The 26,899-nt window shown below is 72.6% G+C and carries 25 protein-coding genes, 1 tRNA gene and 1 pseudogene; 12 read left to right on the forward strand and 15 right to left on the reverse strand.

Annotation, left to right across the window (positions count from 1 at the left end):
* The 4 genes from MNY60_RS11735 to MNY60_RS11750 all read right to left on the reverse strand — a co-directional run.
* Positions 1-500, reverse strand: a 500-nt coding sequence (locus MNY60_RS11735; RefSeq protein ID WP_242360651.1) for a hypothetical protein, incomplete at its 3' end; no start/stop codon positions are given.
* A gap of 44 nt (positions 501-544) precedes the next feature.
* Entirely contained in the window at positions 545-1,627 is a 1,083-nt protein-coding gene (gene lgt, locus MNY60_RS11740) for a prolipoprotein diacylglyceryl transferase (protein ID WP_242360652.1), read from the reverse strand.
* A gap of 55 nt (positions 1,628-1,682) precedes the next feature.
* Positions 1,683-2,318: a signal peptidase II gene (gene lspA, locus MNY60_RS11745; protein ID WP_242360653.1), complete on the reverse strand. Its 636-nt coding sequence runs from the start codon at positions 2,316-2,318 to the stop codon at positions 1,683-1,685.
* On the reverse strand, positions 2,315-5,158 hold the full coding sequence (locus MNY60_RS11750) for an isoleucine--tRNA ligase (RefSeq protein ID WP_242360654.1): 2,844 nt from the start codon (positions 5,156-5,158) through the stop codon (positions 2,315-2,317). Before MNY60_RS11750 ends, lspA begins: the two co-directional genes overlap by 4 nt.
* Positions 5,159-5,276: 118 nt before the next feature.
* Between MNY60_RS11750 and MNY60_RS11755 the strand changes: the two genes are divergently transcribed.
* From MNY60_RS11755 to MNY60_RS11775, 5 genes are all read left to right on the forward strand, one after another.
* Complete coding sequence (locus MNY60_RS11755) at positions 5,277-6,266, forward strand: RimK family alpha-L-glutamate ligase (RefSeq protein ID WP_242360655.1); 990 nt, start codon at positions 5,277-5,279, stop codon at positions 6,264-6,266.
* A gap of 87 nt (positions 6,267-6,353) precedes the next feature.
* Positions 6,354-7,022, forward strand: coding sequence for a DsbA family protein (locus tag MNY60_RS11760; RefSeq protein WP_242334103.1), 669 nt, complete (start codon positions 6,354-6,356; stop codon positions 7,020-7,022).
* A gap of 213 nt (positions 7,023-7,235) precedes the next feature.
* On the forward strand, positions 7,236-8,471 hold the full coding sequence (locus MNY60_RS11765; RefSeq protein WP_242360656.1) for a hypothetical protein: 1,236 nt from the start codon (positions 7,236-7,238) through the stop codon (positions 8,469-8,471).
* A gap of 151 nt (positions 8,472-8,622) precedes the next feature.
* On the forward strand, positions 8,623-10,659 hold the full coding sequence (locus tag MNY60_RS11770) for a heterodisulfide reductase-related iron-sulfur binding cluster (RefSeq protein WP_242334109.1): 2,037 nt from the start codon (positions 8,623-8,625) through the stop codon (positions 10,657-10,659).
* Between the two features lie 7 nt (positions 10,660-10,666).
* Complete coding sequence (locus MNY60_RS11775) at positions 10,667-11,581, forward strand: alpha/beta fold hydrolase (RefSeq protein ID WP_242360657.1); 915 nt, start codon at positions 10,667-10,669, stop codon at positions 11,579-11,581.
* Between the two features lie 71 nt (positions 11,582-11,652).
* Here MNY60_RS11775 and MNY60_RS11780 read toward each other — a convergent pair whose 3' ends face one another.
* The 8 genes from MNY60_RS11780 to dnaA all read right to left on the reverse strand — a co-directional run bounded on the left by MNY60_RS11780 (position 11,653) and on the right by dnaA (position 20,820).
* Positions 11,653-12,453: a hypothetical protein gene (locus tag MNY60_RS11780; RefSeq protein ID WP_242334114.1), complete on the reverse strand. Its 801-nt coding sequence runs from the start codon at positions 12,451-12,453 to the stop codon at positions 11,653-11,655.
* Between the two features lie 7 nt (positions 12,454-12,460).
* A complete protein-coding gene (locus tag MNY60_RS11785) occupies positions 12,461-12,970 on the reverse strand; it encodes an archaemetzincin (protein WP_242334118.1) in 510 nt (169 codons plus the stop codon).
* Positions 12,971-13,032: 62 nt separating this feature from the next.
* Positions 13,033-13,106 (reverse strand) — tRNA-Gln (locus MNY60_RS11790).
* A gap of 100 nt (positions 13,107-13,206) precedes the next feature.
* Positions 13,207-14,202, reverse strand: a complete 996-nt coding sequence (locus MNY60_RS11795) for a 3-oxoacyl-ACP synthase III family protein (protein ID WP_242360658.1) — start codon at positions 14,200-14,202, stop codon at positions 13,207-13,209.
* 68 nt (positions 14,203-14,270) lie between these two features.
* Positions 14,271-16,688 (reverse strand): DNA topoisomerase (ATP-hydrolyzing) subunit B, encoded by a 2,418-nt coding sequence (gene gyrB, locus MNY60_RS11800; protein ID WP_308197129.1) that lies wholly within the window; start codon positions 16,686-16,688, stop codon positions 14,271-14,273.
* A gap of 156 nt (positions 16,689-16,844) precedes the next feature.
* On the reverse strand, positions 16,845-17,954 hold the full coding sequence (recF, locus tag MNY60_RS11805; protein WP_242355152.1) for a DNA replication/repair protein RecF: 1,110 nt from the start codon (positions 17,952-17,954) through the stop codon (positions 16,845-16,847).
* 8 nt (positions 17,955-17,962) lie between these two features.
* A complete protein-coding gene (gene dnaN / locus MNY60_RS11810) occupies positions 17,963-19,093 on the reverse strand; it encodes a DNA polymerase III subunit beta (RefSeq protein WP_242355154.1) in 1,131 nt (376 codons plus the stop codon).
* Between the two features lie 344 nt (positions 19,094-19,437).
* Positions 19,438-20,820 carry a chromosomal replication initiator protein DnaA gene (gene dnaA, locus MNY60_RS11815; protein WP_242360659.1) on the reverse strand — a complete coding sequence of 461 codons (1,383 nt, stop codon included), beginning with the start codon at positions 20,818-20,820 and terminating at the stop codon, positions 19,438-19,440.
* 293 nt (positions 20,821-21,113) lie between these two features.
* Here dnaA and rpmH point away from each other — a divergent pair, with 293 nt between their 5' ends.
* From rpmH to rsmG, 7 genes are read left to right on the forward strand one after another with little or no spacing between them, the layout of a single operon-like run.
* Positions 21,114-21,263 (forward strand): 50S ribosomal protein L34, encoded by a 150-nt coding sequence (gene rpmH / locus MNY60_RS11820; RefSeq protein ID WP_242334129.1) that lies wholly within the window; start codon positions 21,114-21,116, stop codon positions 21,261-21,263.
* An 8-nt stretch (positions 21,264-21,271) separates the two neighbouring features.
* Positions 21,272-21,616, forward strand: a complete 345-nt coding sequence (rnpA, locus tag MNY60_RS11825) for a ribonuclease P protein component (RefSeq protein WP_242334131.1) — start codon at positions 21,272-21,274, stop codon at positions 21,614-21,616.
* The gene (yidD, locus tag MNY60_RS11830; RefSeq protein WP_242334134.1) at positions 21,613-21,837 is read left to right on the forward strand and encodes a membrane protein insertion efficiency factor YidD; all 225 of its coding nucleotides are present in this window, start codon (positions 21,613-21,615) and stop codon (positions 21,835-21,837) included. Before rnpA ends, yidD begins: the two co-directional genes overlap by 4 nt.
* 2 nt (positions 21,838-21,839) lie before the next feature.
* Positions 21,840-23,483 carry a membrane protein insertase YidC gene (yidC, locus tag MNY60_RS11835; protein WP_242360660.1) on the forward strand — a complete coding sequence of 548 codons (1,644 nt, stop codon included), beginning with the start codon at positions 21,840-21,842 and terminating at the stop codon, positions 23,481-23,483.
* Between the two features lie 13 nt (positions 23,484-23,496).
* A complete protein-coding gene (locus MNY60_RS11840; RefSeq protein WP_242334140.1) occupies positions 23,497-24,000 on the forward strand; it encodes a R3H domain-containing nucleic acid-binding protein in 504 nt (167 codons plus the stop codon).
* A complete protein-coding gene (locus tag MNY60_RS11845; protein ID WP_242334143.1) occupies positions 24,000-24,221 on the forward strand; it encodes a hypothetical protein in 222 nt (73 codons plus the stop codon). Before MNY60_RS11840 ends, MNY60_RS11845 begins: the two co-directional genes overlap by 1 nt.
* A 7-nt stretch (positions 24,222-24,228) precedes the next feature.
* Entirely contained in the window at positions 24,229-24,876 is a 648-nt protein-coding gene (gene rsmG, locus MNY60_RS11850) for a 16S rRNA (guanine(527)-N(7))-methyltransferase RsmG (RefSeq protein ID WP_242334146.1), read from the forward strand.
* A gap of 207 nt (positions 24,877-25,083) precedes the next feature.
* On the opposite strand, the gene MNY60_RS11855 is transcribed toward rsmG, so the two are convergent.
* The 3 genes and pseudogenes from MNY60_RS11855 to MNY60_RS11860 form a co-directional block, all read right to left on the reverse strand.
* Entirely contained in the window at positions 25,084-25,380 is a 297-nt protein-coding gene (locus MNY60_RS11855) for a GYD domain-containing protein (protein ID WP_242334149.1), read from the reverse strand.
* A gap of 445 nt (positions 25,381-25,825) precedes the next feature.
* On the reverse strand, positions 25,826-25,999 hold the full coding sequence (locus MNY60_RS24465) for a hypothetical protein (RefSeq protein ID WP_374109402.1): 174 nt from the start codon (positions 25,997-25,999) through the stop codon (positions 25,826-25,828).
* Between the two features lie 100 nt (positions 26,000-26,099).
* A pseudogene (locus MNY60_RS11860) lies at positions 26,100-26,618 on the reverse strand (DUF5700 domain-containing putative Zn-dependent protease); the annotation flags it as partial.
* Positions 26,619-26,899 lie beyond the last annotated feature (281 nt).

Genomic DNA, 26,899 nt, shown 5'->3' on the forward strand with positions numbered 1-26,899 from the left:
GGCACCGCGGGCGGGCTCGCGGCCGCGGCGGGCTCGACGGGCGCCGGGCCCGCGCCCTCGGCGGCCGCCTTCCCGCCCGCCTCCTGCGCGCGCTCGGCCTTGGCGCGAGCGTGCAGCCGCGCCTTGAAGAGATCGCGCTTGTAGGTCCCCTCCTCGCGCTCGCGCGCGCTGCGCATCCAGAGGCGCTCGTACGAGAGGTAGCGCGCGTGGAGCGCCTGGATGCGGAAGCGCAGCCCGGCGTTCCGCGTGAACGCGCCCTTCACCCGCGCCACGTTGCGCTTCAGCTCCTCGCGCCAGCGCACCGGCTCGCGCCGCTCGATGCCGAGGAAGTACTGCTCGTAGCGGGCCTTGAGGGTCTCGAGCTCCTCCTCGAGGCCCTGCACCGCCTCGGCGAGCTCGTCCTTGCCGCGGCGCGACCTCGAGAGCGGATCCTCGGCGCCCAGCGCGCCCTTCGCGAGCGGGGCTCCGGGACGTGCGGGCGGCTTCGGCGGGACGGGCACGCGCGGAGTCTATCGGCCGCGCGCGGAGGCGATCAACGTTCCCGCTACTGCGCGCCCGCCGCGGCGATCGCGGGGCGCTCCTTGCGCGCACCCACCCACACCGCGACGCCCACCGCGAGGATCAGGAACGACGTCCACTGGCCGGCGCCGAGTCCCAGGTAGACGCCGCGCTCCACGTCGCCGCGGAAGAGCTCGACGACCGTGCGCAGCACCGCGTAGGCGAGGAGCCAGCTCGCGAGCACCTGGCCGTGAAAGCGCTTGCGGGGCCGGATGACGAGGGCGAGGAGGAGGAACAGGGCGAGCTCGCCGAACGCCTCGTAGAGCTGGGTGGGGTGGAGCGGGAGCGTCGTCGCCCAGCCGGCGGCGAGGTAGTGCGCCGGCTCCGGGCGCTCGAGGAACGTCTTGTAGGCGAGCGACTCCGGCGGGAAGCGCACCGCCCAGGGCAGCGACGGATCCGCGAGCCCGCCCCAGCAGCACCCCGCGCAGAAGCAGCCGAGCCGGCCGAGGAAGTGGCCGAAGGCGACCGAGGTGATGAGCGTGTCGGCGTGGGCGAGGAACGGCATCCGGTGCCGGCGCATGTAGAGCGCGGCCGCGAGCGCCGCGCCGATGAAGCCGCCGTAGAAGACGAGGCCGCCCTCCCAGATCGCGAGGACGCGCGGGATCCGCCCGAGGGGCGTCGCGACGAAGGCGCTGCCTGAGCCGAAGTACGTGCCGGCGTTCACGAGGATGAAGTAGACGCGGCTCCCGGCGAGCGCGGCGACGAGCACCCAGAAGGCGAGGTCGGCGAGCCGCTCGGCGTCCTGGCCGACCCGGCGCGCCTCGCGCTGCGCGAGCCAGATGCCGATGACGAACGCCGCGGCGATGAGGAGGCCGTAGGCGTGGACGGGCAGCCGGAGCCCCCGGTCGAGGAGCCCCGCGCGCCAGAGGGCGAGCACCGCGGCGGCGAGCGCGAGGCTCGAGAGCCCGTCCGCGCGGAAGGCCTGGCCGACCGAGAGCGGCTCGTCCGCGCGCCGCGCCGCGCGGAGCCGCGACGCCGCGCGTCCGACGACGGAGATGACCAGCACCGCCAGCGCCACGAGCTTGCCGAGGCCCGCGGGGACGACGAGGTGGAGGAGGATGGGGTGCATTCGGATCCCTTCGGCGCGGGCCCGCGCCGGTGGCCCGCGCGCGGACGCACCGGCGCTAGGCGCCCGTGGACGCGCGCCGGTCGCCCTCGGCGGCGGCGCCGCTCGCCTGGGCCGCCTTGCCGGAGCCGGGGTGGAGGACCAGCATCGCCACGCCCACCACGATGAGCGAGTCGGCGACGTTGAAGGTCGGCCAGCGGATGTCCGGCCGGTTCCACCAGTACCACTCGACGAAGTCGATCACGTAGCCGCGGGCGAGCCGGTCGAGGAAGTTCCCCACCGCGCCGGAGAGCACGAGCGCGAGCGCGACCTGGAGGTAGCGCTGCTCGGGACGCAGCCTGCGGAAGTAGTAGAGGATGAAGGCCACTGCGCCGAGCGAGACGAGCGTGAAGAAGCCGTTGCGGAAGCGCTCCGAGTGCCCGCGGAAGAGCCCCCAGGCGGCGCCCGGGTTCTCCACGTAGTTCATGCGCCAGACCGGCCGCCACACGTAGTACGGCTCGGTCGAGATCTCCTCGAGGTGCTCGTGCTCGAGGAACCCCGCCACCCGCTCCCCGAGCGACTGCGCGCCGGTCCGGTCGAACAGGGTGGTGAGCCGCTCGACGGCCAGGTACTTCGTCCACTGGTCCACCGCGACGAGCGAGACGAAGAGGAGGGCGAGGAGCGCCCACTTGGAGAACGGCCGGCTCGCGCTCATCGCAGGGCGCCCGCGCACTTGCCGCAGAGGGTGGGGTGGGCCGGGTCGATGCCGCGATCGTCGGCGTAGATCCAGCACCGCTCGCACTTCTCGCCCGGCGCGCGCTCGACCTCGACGGCCGCGGGGCCGTCGGCGAGGGTCACCCGCGAGACGATGAGCAGCGTCGGCAGCTCGGCCTTCGCCTCCTCGAGGAGGGCGCGCGTCTCGCCCTCGGCGCGGATCGTCACGGCGGCCTCCAGGCTCTTCCCGATGAGCCCCGCCCGCCGCGCCTCCTCGAGCTTCTTCTGCACGGAGGCGCGGACCTCGAAGAGCTTCCCGTAGCGGGCCTCCAGCGCCTCCGCGTCCGCGGGGCGCGCGCGGGTGGGGAGCCCGGCGAGGAACACGCTCTCGGCGGGCTTGCCCGGCAGGTGCCCCCACGCCTCGCTCGCGGTGAACGACAGCACCGGCGCGAGGAGCCGCAGCACGTCCTGGCAGACGAGCCAGAGCGCGGTCTGCGCCGAGCGCCGGGGCTTGCCGTCCTTCTTCCAGGTGTAGAGCCGGTCCTTGATGATGTCGAAGTAGAGGGCGGACAGGTCCACCGCGCAGAGCTGCATCGTCGCGTGGTAGGCGAGGTGGAACTCGTACTCCTCGTACGCCGCCTTCACCTTCTCGTCCCAGGCGGCGAGCTTCGCGAGCGCCCAGCGGTCGAGCGGCTCGAGCTCCTCGAGCGGCACCGCGTCGCGGGCCGGGTCGAAGCCGTCGAGCGCGCCGAGCATGTAGCGCACCGTGTTGCGGATCTTGGTGTAGCCCTCGGCGAGGCCGGCCACGATCTCGGCGGAGATGCGCACGTCGTCGCGGTAGTCGGCGGCCGACACCCACAGGCGCAGGATGTCCGCGCCGTACCTCTTGATGATCTCCTCGGGCGCGACGGTGTTCCCGAGGCTCTTCGACATGGCCTTGCCCTGGCCGTCGAGCACGAAGCCGTGGGTGAGCACCCCGCGGTAGGGGGCCTGGCCGCGGATGGCGACCGAGGTGAGGAGCGAGGAGTGGAACCAGCCGCGGTGCTGGTCGGAGCCCTCGAGGTAGAGGTCCACCGGCACGCCGAAGCCGCGCTTCGCGGCCACCGCCGCCCAGGAGACGCCCGAGTCCCACCACACGTCGAGGATGTCCTGCTCTCGGCGGAACTCGGCCTTGCCGCACTTCGGGCAGGCCTCGCCCTGCGTGAAGTCGGCCGGGGCGTGGCGGTACCAGGCCTCGATGCCCTCCGCCTCGAACGCCTGCGCGACCCGCTCCATCACCGGCGGCGAGACGAGCGGCTCGGCGCAGCCCTCGCAGTAGAAGACCGGGATCGGCACGCCCCAGGTGCGCTGCCGGGACAGGCACCAGTCCGGGCGGTTCTCGATCATCCCGTAGATGCGCTCGCGCCCCCAGCGCGGGATCCACTGCACCCGGTCGATGGCGTCGAGCGCCTTCTTGCGCAGCCCGTCGTGCTCGAGGGAGAGGAACCACTGGTCGGTGGCGCGGAAGACCACCGGGTTGTGGCAGCGCCAGCAGTGCGGGTAGCTGTGGCGGAGGGTGGCCTTGGGGTCGGAGAGGAGGTGCCCCGAGGCCTGCAGGTCCGCCACGATCTCCGCGTTCGCCTCGAAGATCTTCTTGCCCGCGTACTTCCCCGCCTCCGCGGTGAAGCGGCCGGCGCCGTCCACCGGGTTCAGGACCTCGAGCCCGTAGGCGAGGCCGACCTGGTAGTCCTCGGCGCCGTGGCCGGGCGCGGTGTGCACGAGCCCGGTGCCGGCCTCGAGGGTCACGTGCTCGCCGAGGATCACCGGCGACTCGCGGTCCATGAACGGGTGGCGGTAGGTGAGCCCCTCGAGCGCCTTGCCGTCGAGGTAGGCGAGGATCCGCTCGGGGTGGACGAGGTGCGCGCTCGGCACGAGCCCGCCCCCGCCGGTCGCCGCGGCGTGCGCGTCGGGGGAGTGCGCGACGGGCACGTCCTTCACCGCGAGCTCTTCCGGCGCGCAGTCGGCGAGGAAGCGGGTGAGGAGGTCCTTCGCGACGACGAGCACGTGCCCGCGCAGCTCGTAGGCGACGTAGGTGAACTCGGGGTGCGCCGCGACCGCCAGGTTGGCGGGGAGCGTCCAGGGGGTGGTGGTCCAGATGACGAGGCGCGCCTTCTTCCCGGCGAGCTTCGCGTCGGGGAGCGGGGAGACGAGGTCGAAGGCCACGTAGATCGAGGGCGAGGTGTGGTCCTCGTACTCGACCTCCGCCTCGGCGAGCGCGGTGCGATCGGTGACGCACCAGTAGACCGGCTTCTTGCCGCGGAAGAGGAACCCCTTCTCCGCGGCGCGCGCCAGCGTCCGGACGATCTCCGCCTCGTACCCCTTCGACATGGTGGTGTACGGATCGTCCCAGCGGCCGAAGACGCCGAGCCGCTTGAACGACTCGCGCTGCCGCTCGATCCACTTCTGGGCGTAGGCGCGGCACGCCTCGATGATCTGGGCGCGGTCCATGTCGCGCTTCTTCGGCCCGAGCTCCTTGTCCACCTTGAGCTCGATGGGGAGCCCGTGGCAGTCCCAGCCCGGCACGTAGTCCGCCACCTCGCCCTTGAGGTTGCGGTACTTCACCACCACGTCCTTCAGGATCTTGTTGAGCGCGTGGCCGATGTGGATGTCGCCGTTCGCGTAGGGCGGCCCGTCGTGGAGCACGAAGCGCTTCGCGCCCGGCCGCTCCGCGTTCGAGGCGACGAGGCGCTGGAAGATCGTCTGCTCCTCCCAGCCGCGCAGGATCTCGGGCTCCCGCTGCGGCAGGTTCGCCTTCATCGGGAACGCGGTCTTCGGGAGGTTGACGGTGTCCTTGTAGTCCACGGCATTTTCCTCTGGGAAACCAGGGGTTCTAGCAGCGCGGCGGGAGTTTCTCAACGAACCGCTGCGCGCGGGCGCTCCATTGCGGGCCGGACGACGCGCCGCTAACCTTCCCCGCCTCATGCCGCCCCCCCGCAGGAACGGAGCGCGACCCCGCGCGCGCCGCCGTCGCGCGACCGCTCCAGGCGAGGGGCTCGGCGTCGCGATCCTCTCGCGCAACGCGAAGCTCTACTCGACGCGGAGGCTCGTGGAGGCCGCGACCGCGCTCGGCCACGCGCCGCGCGTGCTCGACACCCTCCGCTGCAACATGGTGCTCGGCCGCGACCGTCCGCGGATCTTCTACGGCGGCGAGGAGGTCCTCGCGACCGACCTCCACGTGGTCATCCCGCGCATCGGTGCCTCCATCACCGGCTACGGCCTCTCGGTGGTGAACCAGTTCGACATGATGGGCGTGCCGGTCCTCAACAACGCCATCCCCATCGCCCGCTCGCGCGACAAGCTCCGCGCGCTGCAGCTCCTCTCGCGCTTCGGCATCGACATCCCGCGCACGGTGATGTGCCGCTACCGCGACGAGGTCCCCCAGGCGGTGGAGATGGTGGGCGGCCTGCCCTGCATCATCAAGCTCATCCAGGGGACGCAGGGCGTGGGCGTCATGATCGCCCACACCTCCGCCGAGGTGGAGGGCATGCTCGACACGCTCTGGACGCTCGGCCAGGAGATCCTCCTGCAGGAGCTCGTGGCCGAGTCGCGCGGCAAGGACGTGCGGGCGCTCGTCGTGGGCGATCACGTGGTGGCCGCCATGCGGCGCACCGCGCGCGCGGGCGAGTTCCGCTCCAACATCCACCGCGGCGGCGTGGCCGAAGCGGTCGCGCTCGAGCGCGAGTTCGCCGAGGTGGCGGTGAAGGCCGCGCGCGTGATGGGGCTCGAGGTCGCCGGCGTCGACATGCTGGAGGCGCGCACCGGCCCGAAGATCATGGAGGTCAACTCCTCGCCCGGCTTCGAGGGGCTGGAGGCCGCCACCGGCGTGGACATCGCCACGGCCTACGTGTCGCACGCCGTCGAGTACGGCCACGCCCGCCACTCCGGCTACGTGGGCGGCCACCTCGTGTGAGTGGAGGTGGGGAGCGGCCAGGCGAGCAGGCCAGCCCGCGGACGCCCCTTCAACAAACGGATCGCGGCATCTAGAATCCGCGCAACCGTGCCACCTCGAACCCCGCCCGTCGAGCCCATCCCGCTCGTCCTGTACGAGGATCCGCTCTCTCCCTGGTGCCTCGTCGCCGAGAAGCGCATCGCCGCCGCGCTCGCCGACCTCGAGCGCACCTACGAGCCGCTCCGCCACGAGCCGTTCCCGCTGCGCCTCGAGCCGCGCGCGATGTCGCGGACCGAGCGTGAACGGCTCGCCCGCGCCGCGCGGCGCGCCGCGAAGGAGCCCGAGGCGCAGGGCATCACGCCCGACCTGTGGCTCTCGCAGGATCCGCCGCTCTCGTCCATCCCGCCCCTCGCCGCGCTCGCCGCCGCGCGGCTCCAGGGCGCCGGGAGCGAGGAGGCGCTCCGCACCGCGCTCCGCCAGGCGGCCCTCTTCCGCGGGGTGAACGTGTCGCGCCGGGACGTCCTCTACGAGCTCGCCGGGTGCGCCGGCCTCGACGTCTCGCGCTTCGCCTGCGCGCTCGCGACCCCCTCGACCGAGCGGCGCGTGCGCGCTCGCTACGAGGAGGCGGTGGACCGCGGCGTCGAGGTCGCGCCCGCCCTCGTCGTGGGCGAGGAGTGGCTCGTCGCCGGCCCGCGCTCCGCCGACGAGTACCGCGAGATCCTGGAGCGGTACGCGCGGGTGCGCCACGGCCTCCCGCTGGCGCGCGTCATTCACTGAGCGTTCCGCCGAGTGTGCCCGCGCCCGTGCGCGGCGGGCACGCCCACATCCCCCGCAGCCGCGGCGCGCCGCGCTCCCGCACGCTTTTCCGGTCGCGGGCTCGCCCGGCACGCGCGTTGCGACTACGCTCGCCGCGGGGTGCGCGAGGCGCCCCGGTGAATGCCGACGCCCGCCACGCGTCGATCGAGCGAGCCCTCGCGAAGGAGTTCCCCGATGAAGCGCCTCCTCCTCGCCGCCACCTTCGCCGCCCTCGCCACCGGGTGCGTCGTCGACACCGCGGCGAGCCGGCCGGTCTACTCACCTCCGCCGCCTCCTGCGCCCATGCCCGCGCCCGCGCCGCCCCGCGTCGCGGTGGTCTGGTACGAGGGCCAGCACTTCGTGCCCGACGCGTTCGGCGGCGGCTGGTGCTACGAGGAGGGACCGCACCGGCACGACTACGCCCCCGATCGCCTCGACGAGTACGACGTCTACGACGGCGCCTACTCCTACCGCGGCCCGTACGTGTTCTCGTACTACGGCGGGCACCCGGTGCCCGGTCGCGGCTGGTGCTACGTGCGCGGGCCGCACAACCACGAGTACTACCCGCCGAGCGGACCGGACTTCGCGTGGAACCGCGGTCGCGGCTTCGTGTTCCGCGGCGCGTGGCGCCCGAACCGCCCGCCGCCGCCGAGCTACTGGCCGGTGGTCGCGCCCGCCCGGCGTCCGGCGCCGCGTCCGGCCTACGACGATCGCCGGCCGGCCTACCCCGGCTACGACGACCGGCGCCCCGCTCCCGCGCCGCAGCCCGGCTACCCGGCGCCGCGTCCCGCCCCCTATCCCGCGCCTTCGTACCCGGCCCCGCGCCCCGCGCCGCTGCCCGCGCCGGCTCCCGCCCCGGCGCCGAGCTATCCGCCGTACCCGCAGCCGGACCGCCCCGGCCACTCCGAGGACGCCCCCGGTCACGGCAACCTCCCGCCCGGCCACGGCGGGACGCCGCCCGGGCATGCCTCCCCGGCGCCGGCTCCCTACCCGCAGCCGCCGGCTCCCGCGCCCTATCCGACGCAGGACCGCCCCGGCCGCTCCGACGACGCCCCCGGCCACGGCAACCTCCCGCCCGGCCACGGCGGGACGCCGCCCGGCCACGCCGCGCCGGCCTACCCGCAGGCGCCGGCTCCGGCTCCGACCCCGCCGGCGGGCCGGCCGGGCCGCGGCGACGACGATCGCGACCACGGCTCGACGCCCGGCCGCGCCGCCTCTCCCGCGCAGGCGCCGTCCTCGCCCGGCAACAGCGGCGCCGCCCCGGGCCACGGCGGCACTCCGCCCGGCCAGGCCGCGCCCGCCCCCGCCCCGAGCGGCCGTCCGGACCGCGCCGGCCCCCGCGGCAATGGCAACGGCAACGGCCGCGGGCAGGGCGGAGACAAGAAGGGCGACGACGACGAGAAGGACGGCCGGGGCAACGGCCGGCGCTGAAAGCCGGCATAGCACCGGGTGAAGGTCGAGACGCCTGGAGGCCGCCCGTCCGCGGGCGGCCCCTTCGCTTCCCGACATGGCATTTTCGCCCCCCCGCCGTGACCGCTGCGGCGACTTGCCGGGCCCGAGCGGGGTGATAGCGTGCCGCGTCATGAGCCCCTTCCTCACGGCCGCGATGCTCGTCTTCGCGCTCGCGTTCTTCGCGTTCACGATGCTCCAGAGGATCGCGCCGCTCCTCGCGCTCCGGCGCGACGACCGGCTCTCGCGGACCGGCGAGCGGCTCGCGACGCTCCTCCGCTTCGGCCTCGGCCAGAAGCGGCTCGTCGATCCGGAGGAGCGCGGCCCGGGCCTCCTCCACGTCGTCATCTTCGCGGCGTTCCTCGTGCTCGCGCTGCGCACGATCACGATGTTCGGGATGGGCTTCTCCGAGGGGTTCCACCTGCCGCTCCTCGCGCCGGAGGCCCCGTTCGGCCGCGTGTACGGCCTCGTGAAGGACCTCGTCCTTCTCGCGGCGCTGGTGGGCGTGGCCGGGTTCCTCTGGCGGCGGCTCGTCACGAAGCCGGACCGGGTGACGCTCTCGACCGAGGGCGTCGTGATCCTGCTCTTCATCGCCGGCCTCATGGTGACGGACCTCGTGTTCGAGGGGTCGGAGCTCCTCTCGCGCGGCGCGCCCGGCTCCGCGTGGGGACCGGCCGGCGCGCTCGGCCGCGCGCTCCTCGCGCCGCTCCCGGCGGGCCAGGCGCACGCGCTCGGCGTCCTCGCCTTCTGGCTGCACCTCGCCCTCATCCTCGTGTTCCTGAACGTCCTCCCGTTCGGGAAGCACTTCCACATCATCACCGGCCTCCCGAACGTCTTCTTCGCGCGGCTCCCCCCCGCCGTCGCGCTCCGCAAGCTCGACCTCGAGGCGGAGGACGCGAGCTTCGGGACCGCGACCGTGAAGGACCTGTCGTGGAAGGAGGCCTGGGACGTCTACAGCTGCACCGAGTGCGGGCGCTGCCAGACGCACTGCCCGACCTACGTCACCGGCAAGCCCCTCTCGCACAAGGAGGTGAACCGGTCGATCCGGCACCACCTCGCGGAGGTGGCCCCCGCGCTCACCGCCGCGGCCCGGGCAAAGGACCCTGCCGCGCGCGACGCCGCGCTCGCCGGGCTCCCGCCCATCACCTCGGTCATCCCGCCGGAGACGTTCTGGGCCTGCACCACCTGCGGCTGGTGCGAGACGGCCTGCCCGGTCCTCATCGAGAACATCCCGCGCCTCGTGGACATGCGCCGCCAGCAGGTGCTCGTCGAGTCGGCCTTCCCGGACGAGGCGGCCCGGGTGTTCAAGGGCATCGAGACGCAGGGGAACCCCTGGGGCATCGGCTCGAACAAGCGCACCGAGTGGTGCGAGGACCTCGACGTGCCGCGCGCCGCGGCCGGCGAGCCGTTCGAGTACCTGTTCTTCGTGGGCTGCGCCGGCGCGTTCGACGACCGCCAGAAGAAGGTCTCGCGCGCCATCGTGCGGATCCTCCGCGAGGCGAAGGTCTCGTTCGCCATCCTCGGCGAGGAGGAGACCTGCAACGGCGAGGCGGCCCGCCGCCTCGGCAACGAGTACCTGTTCCAGCTGCAGGCGCAGGCGAACGTGGACACGCTGAACGGCTACGGCGTGAAGAAGATCCTCGTCCAGTGCCCGCACTGCCTCAACACGATCAAGAACGAGCTGCCGCAGTTCGGCGGGCGCTACGAGGTCGTGCACCACGCCGAGCTCATCGCGAAGCTCGTGGCCGACGGGAGGCTCACGCCCGGCGCGGCCGAGGGGCTCGGGCCCGTCACCTTCCACGACCCGTGCTACCTCGCGCGCTGGAACGGCGTCACCGAGGCGCCGCGCGAGGCGCTCGGCGCCGTCGCGGGCGTGAAGCTCGTCGAGATGGAGCGCAACCGCCGGCAGGGCTTCTGCTGCGGCGCCGGCGGCGGCCGCTTCTGGCTCGAGGAGAAGCTCGGCACGCGGGTGAACCAGGACCGGGTGGAGGAGGCGGCCCGGACGCTCGGCGAGACCGGCGGCGTCATCGCCACCGGCTGCCCGTTCTGCCTCACCATGATGAAGGACGGCGTGAACGAGACCGGCCGCGAGGAGAAGCTGAAGGTCCTGGACGTCGCCGAGATCGTCGCGCTCGGGCTCCCCGCCGCGCGCGCGCCGCGCGAAGGGTAGGGGATTCGTGGAGCGGCTCCCCGCCCCGCCGCTCCCGCCGTTCCTCGCCCGGGCGCTCCCGTTCGAGCGCTCGGTGGTCGTCGCCGGCGGCCTCGCCCTGCACGTCATGGAGGCGGGTCCCGCCGGCGCGCCGCCGGTCGTGCTCCTCCATGGGAACCCGACCTGGAGCTTCCTCTGGCGCGAGGTCGCCCACGGGCTCCGCGACGCGCCGCTCCGCCTCGTCATGCCGGATCTCCCCGGCCTCGGCCTCTCCGAGAAGCCGCGCGACCCGCGCTTCCACACGCTCGAGAACCACGCCCGCGTGATGGGCGCCTTCCTCGACGCGGTCGTCCCCGGCCGCTTCGTCCTCGCCGTGCACGACTGGGGTGGCCCCATCGGCCTCGCCGCCCTCGCCGATCGCCCGGGGCGGCTCGCGGGGCTCGTCGTCACGAACACCGGCGTCGGACCCCCGCGCCCGGGCTCCCGCAAGACCGCCTTCCACCGCCTCGCGAACCTGCCCGTCCTCCCCGCGCTCCTCTTCCGACTCCTCGGCTTCCCGCAGAACGCGCTCCACCTCGCGCAGGCCGATCGCCGCTCGATCCGCGGAGACGTCGCGCGCGCCTACCGCTGGCCGCTGCGGCGGCTCCGCGATCGCACGGCGCCCCTCGCCCTCGCGCGGATGGTCCCGCTGCGCCCCGATCACCCATCCGTCGCCGGCCTCGAGCGCGCGCTCGCCGTCGCGACCGCCTTCGACGGCCCGGCCGCGGTGGTGTGGGGCGAGCGCGATCCGGTGCTCGGCCGCGCGCTCCGCGGCGTCGCCTCGGCGCTGCCCCGGGCGCGCGTGACGCGCCTCTCCGCCGGCCACTATCCGCAGGAGGAGGCGCCGGGGCCCATCGCCGACGCCATCCGGGACGTGGCGCGGCGCGCGGGCTTCCTGCGCTGAGCGCGGACTCGTGGGCGGCCGTGCAGCCGGGCCTCGCGTCGGCGGGAGCGTCGCGCGGAGCTGGCCGCCGGCTAGCGACCGACCGCGCGCGGGAACGCCGCCGCCGCAGCGTCGAGCCGTCGCGTCACCTCGCGCTCGAACAGCTCGAGGTCGTTCCCGGAGCGCGGGTCCGCGCCCACGCAGGTGAGGATCTCGTCGTAGGGCGACGGCGCGGCGCCCAGGGCCTCGTAGTCGATGCGGCGCGGCACCGGCTCCCCGTCCCTGCCCGGCCGGAACGCCCCGAAGAGCCCCTCCGAGCCGGGGGCGAGCTCCTCCTTGAGGGCGAAGAGCCGCCGCAGCGCGGAGCGGAAGGGCGCGTGCTCGAGGTGGCGGAGCTCCACCCTCGCCCCGGTGCGCGCAGACACGCCCGCGAGCGCCGCGCGCAGGAACGGCACGTCCGTCACGACGAGCCCGTAGAGGTGGAAGTCGTCCGCGAGGGCGCGGTCGAGGAGCGCCGCCTCCTCCTCCGCGAGCCAGGCGTGGCTCGGGCAGAGGAACGCGTCGCAGGTGGTGACGTCGTAGGCGCCGCAGTCGCGCAGGTCGGCGCCGCCGGTCGCGAGCGGGTGGGCGAGGCAGCCGACGCGCGTCTCCGCCGCGTCGAGGAAGCCGAGCAGCGGGCAGATCCGCACCGAGGGGAACAGCGGCGCGGGCGAGTCGGCGGCGATGGCCGCCGCGGCGGCGCGGAACGCCGCGGGCGTCCGCGGCACGCGGGCGAGCGCGCGGCTGCGCCGGGAGAGCTCCGCGCGCAGGCCCTCGCGGGAGAGGTCGCGGCCGTTGTAGAGCCCGCAGCACGCGCCGCAGCTCGACCGCTCCGTCTGGCAGAGCCGCCGCACCGCGGCGTCACCCCTCCGAGCCGAGCGCGGCGCGGCAGCTCGCGCACAGGCCGGGGCCCTTGCGGTCCGAGTCGGCGGCGTCGCGGGAGACGAACATGGCGCAGCGGTAGTCCGCGCAGTGCGAGAGGCCGAGGAGGTGGCCGGTCGCGTGGACGGTCTCGACCTGCGCGCGCCGCCGGACCTCCGCGGGCGCCCCGTGCGAGAGCCGCGCGAGCGAGAAGATCGCCGCCCCCGCGTCGCGATCGGCGTCGCCGATCACGTAGGGCGCGTCGGGGAGGAACAGATCGACGTCGGTGATCCCCACCACCGGGACCGGCCCGCTCCCGCCCGTGCGCAGCGAGGCGAGGCGGCGGAGGATCGAGGTGGCGTGGTACTGGCCGCGCGCCTCGTTGAACGCGTAGCGCGGTCGGTCGAGCGAGGGGCCGTTCTTCGCGGCGACCCCGAGCACCTCGCGCAGCGCCTGGGCCGCCTCGGCGACGACCTTCGGGCTCACCTCGCCGAGCGGCACGAGGAGCACGTGGCTCGGGCGCGCCAGCGCCTTCAGCTCCGCGCGCGCGCTGCCGGGCCTCGGGCCGGAGTTGGCTGAGGCGGAAGGATTCGAACCTTCATACGCGGATCCAAAGTCCGCAGTCCTGCCGTTGGACGACGCCTCATCGTTGCGACGCACGGGCGGCCTGCTTTTCCTCGCTGCGCTTCCCCGGCGCGGGTTTCCTCTCGACGGCGCGGGCGGGAATCCTCCCGCGCGGCAGCGACCTACCAGCGTACCAGGGCACTCCCCCAGGTGAAACCCGCCCCGAACGCACAGAGCCCGACGAGGTCCCCGCGCGAGACCCCGCGCTCCTCGACGGCCTCGGCGAGCGCGATGGGGATGGAGCCGGCGGTGGTGTTCCCGTACTTCTGGATGTTGTTGAAGACCTGGGCGTCCTCGAGCTCGAGGCTGCGCTGCACCATCTGCGCGATGCGCAGGTTCGCCTGGTGCGGCACGAGCACCTTCAGGTCCTTCGGGGTCAGGCCGTGCTGGTCGAGGGCGCGCCGCACCACCTCCGGCATCTTGGAGATGGCGTGCTTGAAGACCTTCTGCCCCTCCATGTGCGGGTAGATCGCGCCCGACTCCATCTGCGCGACCTGCACGCGCGGGTGGTACTTGGAGCCCGGCGCGTCGGTCCAGAGGTCCTTCGCGAAGCGGCCGTCGGCGTGGAGGTGCACCGAGAGCACGCCGCGGCCCGGGTCGTCGGTCGCCTCGAGGAGGGCCGCGCCGGCGCCGTCGCCGAAGATCACCGCCACGTCCCGGCCGCGGGTCGACACGTCGAGGCCGGTGGAGTGGATCTCCGAGCCGACGAGCAGGATGCGGCGGTACACGCCGGCGCGGATCCAGGCGTCGGCGACGGAGAGCCCGTACAGGAAGCCCGAGCACTGGTTGCGGATGTCGAGCGCGGGCACGCCGGGGATGCCCAGCTTCGCGTTGAGGAAGCAGCCGTCGCCCGGGAACATGTGGTCGGGCGAGAGGGAGGCGTAGATGATCGCCTCGATGTCGCCCGCCTTCCAGCCGGCCTTGTCGAGCGCGCGCTTCGTGGCCTCGAAGGCGAGGTCGGAGTTCTCGGTCCCCTCGCGCACCCAGCGCCGCTCCCGGATCCCCGTCCGCTCCTGGATCCACGCGTCGGTGGTCTCCATGTGGCGGGTGAGCTCCTCGTTCGTGACGACGCGGTCGGGGACGAAGGTGCCGAGGGCGGCGAAGGCGGCGCGAGGCATCGCTTGGGTCCTTGCGGTGAGCGCCCCGCGCGAAAGGGGAGGAGCCCTTCGCGCGCGGGCGGCTGCTGTCAGATGTCGAGGTTCTGCACGTCGAGGGCGTGCTTCTCGATGAACTCGCGGCGCGGCTCGACCGCGTCGCCCATGAGCACGCTGAAGACCTCGTCCGCCTCGACGGTGTCGTCGACGCGGACCTGCAGGAGCGTGCGGCGGGTGGGGTCCATCGTCGTCTCCCAGAGCTGCTCGGGGTTCATCTCGCCGAGCCCCTTGTAACGCTGGATGGTCTGGCCCGCCGTGGCGCTCTTCTTGAGCGCCTCCACCGCGGCGAAGACGTCGTCGACCTCCTCCTCGCCCTCGCCGGTCTGGAGCCGGTGCGGGCCGGGGCCGATCTCCGCCACCGCCGCGTAGAGGCCGGCGAGCTCGCCCCACTCCGGGCCGGAGAGGTAGTCGAAGTCGATGCGCGTCGTGCGGGTGGCGCCCGACATGGTGGTCTGGAACACCAGCGCGTCGCAGCCGTGCTCCTCGTCGCGCTCGATCTTGGCGAGGCGCACCTCGAGCTCGGGGTGGAGCTTCTGCGCCCGGTCGTAGATCTTCTGGACCTGCTCCTTCACCTTCTCGTGGTGCTTCAGGAGCTCGAGGTCGAGGTCTCCGAGCTGGACCGCCGCGTCGACGATGCGGCTGTCGCGGCGCCGATCGACGCGGGCGAGGAGCGAGCGGTAGGCGAGCGCCTCCTGCGCGAGGCGCTTCAGGTCGTGCCCCCCCACCACGGTCTCGCCGGAGACCAGCTTCGCCTTGTCCGTGCCGAGGTGGAGCAGGAACTCGTCGAGCGCCGGCTCGTCCTTGAGGTAGCTCTCCTTCTTGCCCTTCTGCACGCGGTAGAGCGGCGGCTGGGCGATGTAGAGGTAGCCCCTCTCGACGAGCTCCGGCATCTGCCGGAAGAAGAAGGTGAGGAGCAGCGTCCGGATGTGCGAGCCGTCGACGTCCGCGTCCGTCATGATCACGATCTTGTGGTAGCGGATCTTGCCGGCGTCGTACTCCTCGGGCCCGATGCCGGTCCCGAGCGCGGTGATCATCGTCGCGATCTCGGCGGACGAGAGCATCTTGTCGAAGCGCGCCTTCTCGACGTTCAGGATCTTGCCCCGCAGGGGGAGGATGGCCTGGATGCGCCGGTCGCGCCCCTGCTTCGCCGAGCCGCCTGCGGAGTCGCCCTCCACGAGGAAGAGCTCGGACTCGCGCGGGTCCTTGGACTGGCAGTCGGCGAGCTTCCCCGGCAGCGAGGCGCCGTCGAGCGCGCCCTTGCGGCGCACCGTCTCGCGCGCCTTGCGCGCGGCGATGCGCGCCCGGGTCGCCTCCGCCACCTTGCCGCAGACGCGCTTCGCGACGTTCGGGTTCTCCTCCAGGAACGCGCCGAGCCGCTCGTTGAGCATGGTCTCGACCATGCTCTTCGCCTCGGTGTTCGAGAGCTTCGTCTTCGTCTGGCCCTCGAAGCTCGCGCCGGGCAGCCGGATGGAGATCACCGCCGCGAGCCCCTCGCGCATGTCGTCGCCGGAGGGCAGCTCGTCCTTCAGGTCCTTGAACAGGTTGTTCTTCTGCCCGTACGCGTTGATGGTGCGGGTGAGGGCGGTCTTGAAGCCGATGAGGTGGGTGCCGCCCTCGTGGTTGTGGATGTTGTTCGCGAAGGCGAAGACCTTCTCGTCGTAGCCGTCGTTCCACTGCAGGGCGATCTCGACGACGGCGGCGCCGCGCTCGGTCTCCACCTCCTGGCGGAGCGAGATGGGGGGCTGGAAGAGCACGTCGCGGCTCTTGTTCAGGTAGGCCACGAACTCGCGGATGCCGTCCTTGAACAGGAACTCGTGCTTCTTGCCGCTCCGCTCGTCGTCGATGGTGATCTTGAGGCCGGCGTTCAGGAAGGCGAGCTCGCGCAGGCGGCCGGAGAGCGTCTCGAAGGAGAAGTCGAACACCTCGAAGATGGTCGAGTCCGGCTTGAAGGTGATCTTCGTGCCGCGCCGCTGCGTCTCGCCGACGGCCGTGACCTTGCCCGCAGGCGTGCCGCGCTCGTAGCGCTGCTGCCAGACCTTGCCGTCGCGGTAGACCTCGGCCTTGAGCCACTCGGAGAGCGCGTTCACGCAGGTGACGCCGACGCCGTGGAGGCCGCCCGACACCTTGTACGCGTTCGACTCGAACTTGCCGCCGGCGTGGAGCTTCGTGAGCACCACGTCGAGCGTGTCCATCCCCTTCACCGTGGGATGAGGGCCGATGGGGATGCCGGAGCCGTTGTCGACGATGGTGATCGAGCGGTCGGCGTGGATCGTGACGTTGATCTCGTTCGCCCGCCCCGCCATCGCCTCGTCGACCGAGTTGTCGACGACCTCGTACACGAGGTGGTGGAGCCCGCGCTCCCCCACGTCGCCGATGTACATGTGCGGGCGCTTGCGGACCGCCTCCAGGCCCTCGAGCACCTTGATCGCGTCGGTTCCGTACTCCTCCACGCCGTTCGTCGGCTGAAGGCTCTTCTCGGCGGTTTCCAGGGGGTTCCTCCGTCGTTTCCCCGAAGGGTTCCCGCAGCTTAGGCGAGACAGTGGGGTATAGCAGGCAAGGCGGCTGCTGGCAACGTTCCCTTCGTCAACCCAACTTCTCGGATCCACTCAGGAAACGAGCGGCGTGACCACCCCGCGCTCTACCCTATAGAAGGTCGTATCCGGGCCGGCCGCGGGCTCGAGCAGCCGCCGGTCGGTGGTGGTGAGGAACGCCTGCGCCGGCAGGGCAGCCAGGTAGGCGAGCAGGTAGCGGTTCTTGGCGGGATCGAGCTCGGACGACACGTCGTCGAGCAGGAGCAAAGGCGGCCGGCCGAGCGCCGCCCGAAGATTTTCGATCTCGGCGATCTTGAGGGCGAGCACGAGGGCGCGCTGCTGTCCCTGGCTCGCGTAGGCGCGGGCGCCGCGGCCGTCGAGCGCGAGGACGAGCTCGTCCATGTGCGGGCCGGCGGAGGTGAAGCCGCGCTCGCGATCGCGCTCGAGCCGCGCCCCGAGGGCCGCGTCGAGCGCTGCGGCGAGCTCCGCCTCGCTGCCCTCGCCGGAGAGGCCGGCCGAGGGCCGGTACGCGAAGCGCGCGTCCGGCGCGCCGGGGCCGGAGATCTCCCGGAAGGCGGCGCCCACCCGCGGCGCCAGCTCGTCGACGAGGGCCTGCCGGCGGCGCACGAGGCGCGCCCCGGCCCGCGCGAGCGGGGCGCGGAAGCTCGCCTCGACCTCGGCGACCCCGCCGCGCAGGGCGGCGTTCCGGGCGCGCAGGGCCCGCACGTAGTCGCGCGCCTCGCCGAGCACCGCCGGCCAGCGGTTGAAGGCGGCGCGGTCGAGGAAGCGGCGGCGACCCTCCGGTCCGCCCTTCACGAGCAAGAGGTCGTCCGGCGCGAAGCAGACGGCGGCGAGCCCCTCGAAGTAGTCGTCGAGCCGCTCCTGCGGCTTTCCGTCGAGGAGCGCCACCCGTCCCCCGGCGGCGACCTGCACCGCCACCCGCCGGACGCCGCCCGGGCCGTCGAAGTCGCCCGCGACCTCGCCCCGCTCGGCGCCGTGGCGGACGAGCTCCACGAGGCGCGCCGCCCGCAGGGGCTTCAGGGTGGTGAGGAAGTAGATGGCCTCGAGGAGGTTCGTCTTCCCCTGGCCGTTCTCGCCGAGGAGCACCGTCGCGCGCGGCGAGGGCGCGAGCACGACCTCGGCGAGGTTGCGAAAGTCCTTTACGGCGAGGGAGAGGAGCTTCACCCGGGACGTCAGATCCGCATCGGCATCACCACCGCGGTGAAGCCCTGATCCTTCTCGTCGCCGCCGTGGAGCACGCCCGGGGAGAGGTCGTCCGCGAGCTCGAGCTGCACGTCGGCGCTCTTCACCACCGCGAGCACGTCCATGAGGTAGCGCGCGTTGAAGCCGATCTTGAGCGGCTCGCCCTCGTACTCGACCGGCACCTCCTCCTTGGCCTCCCCGAGGTCCGGGTTCTGCGAGAGCACCCGGAGCGTGCCCTTCCCGAGCTCGAGCTTCACCGCGTGGGCCTTGTCGGTGGAGAGGAGCGAGATGCGCCGCAGCGTCTCGAGGAGGCGGTCCCGCCCGACCCGGACCACCTTCTCGCCCTGCTTCGGGATGACCTGCCGGTAGTCCGGGAAGAGCCCCTCGATGAGCCGCATCGAGAGGATCACGCCCGGGCGGCGGAAGATGGCGCTGTTCTCGACGAAGCCGAGCTTCGTCTCGCCGCCCTCCGTGCCCCCCTCGACGGCCTCGGCGAGGAGCTTGCGCAGCTCCTGGAGGCCCTTCTTCGGCAGGATCACGCCGCGCTTCAGGCCGAACGTGCTGCTCGAGGGGCGCTCGGAGAGCGACAGGCGGTGCCCGTCCGTCGCGACCAGGCGGAGCACCTCGGGGCTCGGCTCGAAGTAGACGCCGTTCAGGTTGTAGCGGGTCTCGTCGTTCGAGACGGCGAAGAAGGTCCGCTCGATCATCTCGAGCAGCTCGTCCGGCTTCACGTCCGTGAAGGTGACCTTCTCGAAGCGGGGGAGTGCCGGGAAGTCCTCGGCGGGGAGGCCGACGATGCGGAACTCGGAGGGGCCGCTCCGCACCTCGAGGTAGTTGTTGTTCGCGCGCTTGAGGGTGACCTGCTGCTCGGGCAGGGCGCGAACGATCTCGTACAGGTGGCGGGCCGAGACGGCCAGGGCGCCTTCCTTCAGCACCTCGCAGCTCTCGCCGTGCTCGGACGAGACGGCGAGGTCGAGGTCGGTCGCCGAGACGACGAGCTGACCCTTCTTCGCCTCGAGGAGGACGTGGGAGAGGATCGGCATCGTGCTCTTCTTTTCCACGATGCCCTGGGAGCGCCCGAGCGCCTTCGAGAGCTCAGCGACTCCGATCTTCAGTTCCATGGGAAGATCCTCTTCTTGTGATCCTAGAAGTAACAGCAGGGGCCGAGTGGATGTGGATAAGGGCTCGGAACCCGCGAAACTCCTGGAGCTTTCGGCCTGGAAAACTCTCCGGATCCCTTTGGGTCGAGTTTGTGTAGCGCGGGCCGAGAAACGGTGTCAACAGCGGTCCACACCCCGTCCCCACGAGGATCGGTGCCGGATCCACAGATGATCCACAGCCTCGCGCCGAGCCCGGGAGGCGAGCCGAGCCGTCGCGGGCGCCCGGCGAGCGGACGCAAGGACGCGCGAGGCCGCCTGTAGCGGCCCGCGCGCGAACGGGAGCGGGGTCGAGGGCGTCGCGCGGCTCAGGGCGCGAGCTTCGCGGTGAGGACCTGCACGGCGGTGCGGACCGTCTCCTCGCTCTCCATGAGCGAGCGGATCCGCTCCACCGCGGCGATGACGGTGGTGTGGTCCTTCTTGTTGAAGCGCTCGGCGATGGACTGGAACTTCTCCTTGCCGAGCTCGCGGCAGAGGTACATCGCCACCTGGCGCGGCTGCGCGATCTTCTGCTCGCGCGAGGCGCTCGTGAGCTTCGCGACGGTGAGGCCGTAGTGCGCCGCCACCGCCTCCTGGATGCGCTCGATGGGCGGCTTGTAGCCCTCGGGCGGGATCACGTCGCCGAGCACGTCGCGCGCGAGCGGCACGGTGATGGGCTCGCTCTTCAAGGAGGCGAAGGCGGCGAGGCGCATGAGCGCGCCCTCGAGCTCGCGCACGTTCGAGCGGATGTGGCTGGCGAGGAGCTGGGTCACCTCGCCGGGCAGGTCGATCGACTCGACCTCTGCCTTCTTCTGGAGGATGGCGGCGCGCGTCTCGAACTCGGGCACCTCGATCTGGACGCGCATGCCCCACTCGAAGCGCGAGCAGAGCCGGGCGTCGAGCCCCTTCAGCTCCTTCGGGCTGCGATCGCTCGAGAGGACGATCTGCACGTGGTGATCGTGGAGCTCGTTGAAGGTGTGGAAGAACTCCTCCGCCGTCTTGTCCTTCCCGGCGAGGAACTGCACGTCGTCGACGAGCAGCGCGGCGCACTCGCGGTACTTGTGGCGGAACTCGTCCATCGTGCCCTTCGAGAGCGCGGCGACGAAGTCGTTCGTGTAGCGCTCCGAGGAGACGATGGCGACGCGCCCGCCCTGGTGCTTGTCGAGGATGGCGTGGGCGAGGGCGTGCAGGAGGTGGGTCTTGCCGAGCCCGGAGTCGCCGTGCAGGAAGAGCGGGTTCCAGGTGTGGCCGGGGTTCGCGGCCACGGCCTGGGCCGCGGCGAACGCGAAGCGGTTCGACTCGCCCACCACGAAGGTGTCGAAGGTGTAGCGCGGGTTCGGCCGCGAGTCGCGCGGGTCGGCCGCCTCCGCCGCGCGGGGCACCGGCGTGAGCGCCGGGCCGTCCAGCAGCGGCAGGGGCGTCGGCGCGAGGCGCGGCGCGGCGTCCACGACGAACGTGATCTGGACCGCCTGGCCGGCGAGGCCGGGCACGAACTCCTCGAAGAAGGAGCGGTAGTTGTCCTCGACGAAGTCCCGGTGGAAGCGGTCGGGCGCGGCGATCTGCAGCCGGCTCCCCTCGAGCGAGACGAGGTGGAGCGGCGCGAACCAGCGGTCGTACAGGTCAGGGCGCAGCCGGGAGCGCAGGAACGCGTCGAGGCGCGACCAGAGCTCGTCTGCCGGCGAGATCATCTTGGCGCTCGCGCGCGAGTCCATGCTGCTGTCCCCCGAGGTGCGCGCAACGGAACGAGGATCCCCCCTCCGACGCCCGGGCTTCCGGACGACGGCTCACTCGGCGCTCGTAGGGCGAGAGTGCAGGCGGCCTCGTGTTGCGTGGGGGCGGAAGTTAGCCAAGGTTCACCGAGAGGATCAAGGGCGTCGTGCGTGGTCGCGAAACGACGAGCTTTTCGCGTGACGGGGCGGTGACGGATCGCGCGAGGGTCCGGCGGAACGGGCCAAGTCTCTGGAAACCTTGACATCTCGCGACTGATCGGGGAGGTTGCCGCGCCATGAAGCGGACATATCAGCCGAAGAAGCAGCGCCGTAATCGCACGCACGGTTTCAGGAAGCGCATGAGCTCTCCGGGCGGGCAGAACGTGATCAAGAGCCGCCGCGCGAAGGGTCGCAAGCGCCTCACGCCGAGCACGCCGAAGAAGTAGCACTGCAGGTGAAGCTACCCAAGGCGGCGCGCCTGCGCCGCCGCCGCGAATTCCTCCTCGTCCAGCAGCGCGGTACGCGGCTCTACGCCGGAGACGTGCTCGTCCTGTCGCTCGACTCCGGCGGAGCCCGGCCGCGCATCGGGATCACGGTGTCGTCCAAGATCGCGAACGCGGTCGAGCGCAACCGGGTGAAGCGCTGGGTGCGGGAGGAGTTCCGCGCGATGCAGGGTGATCTGCCCGCGGTGGATTTCGTCGTGATCGCTCGCGCGGGCGCGCTCGCCGCGGGTAGGGACGGGATCCGCCTCGCGCTCGCGGCCGCGCGGACGCGGCTCGCCCCGAGGGGGAGCGCGTGATCCGGGGCGCCCTCGTGCTCCTCGTGCGCCTCTACCAGCGGCTCGTGTCGCCGCTGCTTCCGCCCGCCTGCCGCTTCTATCCGAGCTGCTCCGCCTACGCGGTGACGGCCCTCGAGCGCCACGGCGCGCTCAAGGGGTCGGCGCTCGCGGCGCGGCGGCTTCTCAAGTGCCATCCCTTCCATCCCGGCGGCATCGATCCGGTGCCGGAGTCCGAGAGGTAACCTTGGGTCCCGAGAACCGTCGTGTCCTCATCGCCACCGTCCTCTCCGTGGCGGTCCTCATCGTCTGGCAGTTCGTCTTCCCCTCCCCGAAGCCGAAGCCCGGCGCGCAGAAGCGTCCCGAGGCGGCCCAGACCGCGCCGGCGGCGCCCGCCCCGGCTGCCCCTGCCCCGGTGGCGCCTGCGGCGCCTGCCGTCCCGGAGAACACCCCCGAGGAGCTCGTGAAGCTCGCGGGCGACGGCTTCGAGGCGGTGCTCACGAGCCACGGCGGCGCGCTCAAGGAGGTCGTGCTCGAGGGCGAGAAGTACCGCCGCGACCACGAGGGGAAGCCGGTGCAGATCGACCTCGTGCGGGTGGCGAAGGATCAGCCCTACCCGCTCGCGGTCGTGGCCTCGCCGGAGCTGGGCGGCGCGCAGGACGCCGCGAGCGATCCGTCGGCGCGCGCGCCGATGCGGGTGGTCGCGAAGGACGCGCGCTCGGTGACCTTCGAGGGCCGCGCCGGCAACGCCACCGTCCGGAAGACCTTCCGCCTCACCGGCAAGTTCCACGAGCTCGCCCTCGATCTCGAGGTCCAGGGCGCCGCCGCGCCGGGCGCGGGGATCGTCGTCCTCTACCCCGGCTACATGCCGCCCAAGACGAAGTCCGGCGGCTTCTTCTCCGGGCCGCCGGTCGAGTTCATCCGCCCGGTGTGCCGCGCGGCGGACACGACCGAGCGCTTCAAGGTCGACGGCGACCAGGCCATCGAGAAGGTGGAGGGCACGGCGGCCTGGGTCGGGCTCGACCAGGGCTACTTCGTCTCGGCGATCTTCCCCGCCGAGCCGGCCGGGAGCTGCGTCTTCGCGAAGGGCACGGAGAAGGGCAGCGCGCTCGCCGCGCTCCGCCTGCCGTACGAGGGCGGCTCCCGCAAGTACGCGCTCACCGTGTACTCCGGCCCGAAGGACCTCGATCACCTGCGCGCCTACGGCCGCAACTTCGAGAGCGCCATCGACTACGGCACGATGGCCCGCCCGTTCGCGTTCTTCGCCCGCCTGCTCCTCTATGTGATGCGCTGGTTCGAGCGGCTGGTGGGGAACTGGGGCGTCGCGATCATCCTCCTCACGCTGCTCGTGAAGCTCCTGCTCTACCCGCTCACCGCGAAGTCGATGCAGTCGATGAACGAGATGCGGAAGCTGCAGCCGGAGATCGAGAAGCTCAAGGCCAAGCACGGCAACGACCGCGAGAAGCTGAACCTCGCGACGATGCAGCTCTACCAGCAGCACAAGGTGAACCCGCTCGGCGGCTGCCTGCCGATGCTCATCCAGCTGCCGATCTGGTTCGCCCTCTACGCGACGCTGCAGACCTCGGTCGAGCTCTACCGCGAGCCGTTCCTCTGGATCCACGACCTCACGATCAAGGACCCGTTCTTCGTCCTGCCGATCGCGATGGGCCTCTCGCAGTTCATCATGCAGCGCCTGTCGCCCCAGCCCGCCGACAACGCGCAGGCGAAGATGATGCTCTACTTCATGCCCGGCTTCTTCACGTTCCTCATGCTGAGCGTGCCGGCGGGCCTCACCCTCTACATCTTCGTGAACAACCTCCTGTCCATCGCGCAGCAGCAGTGGATGATGCGGCGCATGCCGGCCGTGCCGGCGCCCGCGAAGGCCAAGTAGTCCGGGGGGAGCCATGGACGAGACCAAGGGAACCCCGAGCCCGCCGCCGGCCGAGGCGCCGGAGAAGGTCGCCCGGGCGCGGGAGTTCTGCACAGGGCTCCTCGAGCGGCTCGGCGCGGCGGTGGACGTCGAGGTGAAGGAGACGGCCGAGCAGATCGGCGTCGCCCTGAACCCGCGCGCCGGGAACGCCGTCGAGCTCTCCTCGGCGCTCGTCGAGGCGGTCCAGTACCTCGTGAACCGCGTGGTGAACCCGCGCTCCGAGGGGCGCAAGTGGGTGAACCTCGAGGTGGGCGGGTTCGCCCAGGAGGGCGATCCCGCGGTGAAGGCCATGGCGGAGCGGCTCGCCGCGGCCGCGATCCGCACCGGCAAGGTGCTCGCCGTGGCGCCCATCAGCGCCCGCGAGCGCCGCCAGATCCACCTCGCCCTCGTCGAGCACGAGGGCGTCACCACCCGCAGCGAAGGCGAGGGCATCTTCCGCCAGCTGCTCGTGATCCCGGGCGGGCGGGGCGAGCGGTAGTGGCGCGTCCCCGCACGAAGGCGGAGCGGCTCTTCTCGGCCGCGGTGGTGCGGCGCTCGTTCGAGCTCCAGGACCGCGAGTACGCCGCCGGGTTCCGCTTCGTGTACGAGGGCGTGCTGCGCGACCTCGAGCTCGACGACGCCGAGGTCGACGCCTACCTCGCGGAGCACCGGGGCGAGGTCGAGGCGGCCATCGGCCGGCGCGGCGCGAAGAAGAAGTAGCGACGCCATGGACGCCGCCTTCCACGAGGCGCTGCGGCGCGGCATCGAGGCCTTCGGGCTGCCGGTCTCCGCCGAGGCGCTCCCCCGCCTCGAGCGCTTCGCCGACCGGCTCCTCGCCTGGAACCGGAAGGTGAACCTCACCACCATCACCGATCCCGCCGAGGTCGCCGAGAAGCACCTCGTCGACAGCCTGCTCCTGCTCCCCCTCCTCGGCGGCGCGCGCACGCTCCTCGACGTGGGCGCCGGCGCGGGGCTGCCGGGCGTGCCGCTCGCCTGCGCGCGGCCGGAGCTCGAGGTCACCTGCTGCGACTCGGTGGCGAAGAAGGTCGCGTTCGTGAAGGCGGTCTCCGCGGAGCTCGACCTCGCGGTCCGCGCCTTCGCGGTCCGCGCCGACGGCGACCCGGAGCGGGAGAAGCTCCCGCGCGCCGAGGCGGTGGTCTCGCGCGCGCTCGCCGATCCCGAGCGCTGGGTGCCGCTCGGCGTCCGCTACCTCGCGCCGGGCGGGACGCTGTTCGCCATGCTCGGGCGCGACGCGGACGCGGCGGGGCTCGCCGCCGTCGGCGAGGCGGCCGGCCTCACGCTCGTCGACGTCTCGCGCTTCGAGCTGCCGCTCTCGCGCTCCGCGCGCGCCATCGCGCGCTGGCGCGCGCAGTAGCGGCGCCGGGCGAAGACCCCGCGGGTCTCCTCCTCTTCGGCGGCGGCGCGGCGTGCCGCTCGGCCACCTCGCGCCGCTTCAGCCGCGGCGTCTCCTCCACGGCGGAGATCCCGGTGGTCGCAGGTGGCGCGCGCGGCGGGTCGCGCGCCGGGCCTGCGCGCAGGCGCGTGCGCCGCATCCGGCGGCGGGGTGCGCTCCCGCGTCGTCTCAGGGAAGCGAGCGGATGACCTTCCCGTACTCTTCCTCGGTGAAGAGGCGATGGGTCTCGGTGCGCACGTAGCCGCGCGAGCCGATGGCGAGGACCATGCGCGCGACCGCCGCGTCGTCCGGGGCCTCGAGGATGAACAGCGTGTCGTGGGCGCTGCCGAGGATCGCGTAGAACTCCCGCACCTCACCGCCCATGGCGCGGACCGTCTGCTTCGCCGCCTCGACGCGCGCCGGGCTGTCCTTGATCTGCTGGATGCCCTGCGCGGTGAAGCTGAACTGCATCAGATACGAGGCCATCGCTCCCTCCGCTCTTCGCGGGCCCGAGCCCGCGAGCCGAAGGGTCCCGCGCGTGAGAGGTTCCGGCGCGACGTCCGATGGGTCCCCCACGACGGGCGCTCCCTCCGCCGCGTCCGTGCGGACCCGCGATCAGCACGGCCGCAGGCGAGCAGCGCCGCGACGAGACACGCTCCGGCACGGAGCGGCGGGGTGAGGAGGAGCGCATGAGCGACCGCGCTACCCCTCGCTCCAGGCAGCGGCGAGCGGGAGAAGGGGCGCGTCGCCGCCTGGCCGGTGGCAGGGGGACCGGACGAGAGTCGCGGTCTTGCACGGGATGACGGATGGTAAAACATCACGGCAGGTGATACCTCGCGGCCGCCGTCCGGGCTTCGCCTGGTCGCGACGGACGGGCACCGCTTCCCGCTCCTCGAGCGCGTGCCGACCAGGCCCGCAGAAGGCAACCGCTTCAGCTCGGATCCGAGAGCAGCCGCAGCAGTCGGTCGGGCCAGAGCGGGAGATGGTCACCGTTCGCGTTCAGCATGCGCGCAACTTCCTGGTACTGCGCGAGGAGAAGGCGCGGGTCCCTGAGCGAGGCGACGACTGCGGCCCGGCCGCGGTGGCGCTCGACGACGACGGCCATGCGCCAGCCGAGCGTGTACCAGGCGCCCTGAGGGCGATCGCCATCGGCGTGGAAGATGGCCGGCCTCGGCCATCGCGTCGCCCACGAGGCGGCCCTCGGCGACGTCGAGGAGAAACGCGCTCACCGCGCCGAGGTCCTCCGGCGCGCGCGCGAGGTCTGCGTCCCAGCGCGCCCGCTCGGCGTGCGGGTGCACGTCCGGTCCGCCAGCCGCGGCCCGCATGGCGATGCCTTCGGAAAACGCCCCGGTCCAGAGGGCCGCGGTGCGGCGCGGCTCGGCGAGCGAAGCGAGCCGATCGGCGACGCTCGCGGCGCCGACGTGGTGAAGCTCGTGCGCGACGGTGTTCTGGATGACCGCTGGATCGGGAGCGTCCGCGCCCACGGCGAAGAAGATTGCGGGGTTCGTGGCGAGCTCGAACACGAAGCTGTTCGGCTTCACCACGAGGTAGACGGTCGCGCGCAGCCGGGCGCCGGTGGGGAGATACCGGCGCGCTCGCTCTGCGGCCGCCGGGAGATCCGCCTGCTGCCATGCTGCGAAGCACCGCTGGAGTTCGGCCCGCCGTCGAGCAGCGCATCGGACGTGACGAACGCGCGGAACTCGGCGTCGGTGAACGGTCTTCATCTCCGTCTCGCGCCGCTCGAGTCGGACGTAGGCGTCCGTCGCGTAGAGCCGCGCGAACTCGGCGTCGGTCGGTGCCCGTGCGAGGAAGCGAGAGCGACGGCGAGAACAGTCGCGAGCATGGCTCTCCAGGAGTTCCGTTCACGAGCTGAACGCCGTCGGGCGTGAGGAGTCACCACGGACCGCGATGTTCCACGTGGAACGCCGCCTCGCGACGCCGCAGGCTCGCGCTCTCCTGACGGCTGGGTCCAAGCGGGTTCGCGCGCCGCCGCGCTTCGGCGGAT

The organism is Anaeromyxobacter sp. SG17, from assembly GCF_022690695.1.
Lineage (GTDB): Bacteria > Myxococcota > Myxococcia > Myxococcales > Anaeromyxobacteraceae > Anaeromyxobacter > Anaeromyxobacter soli.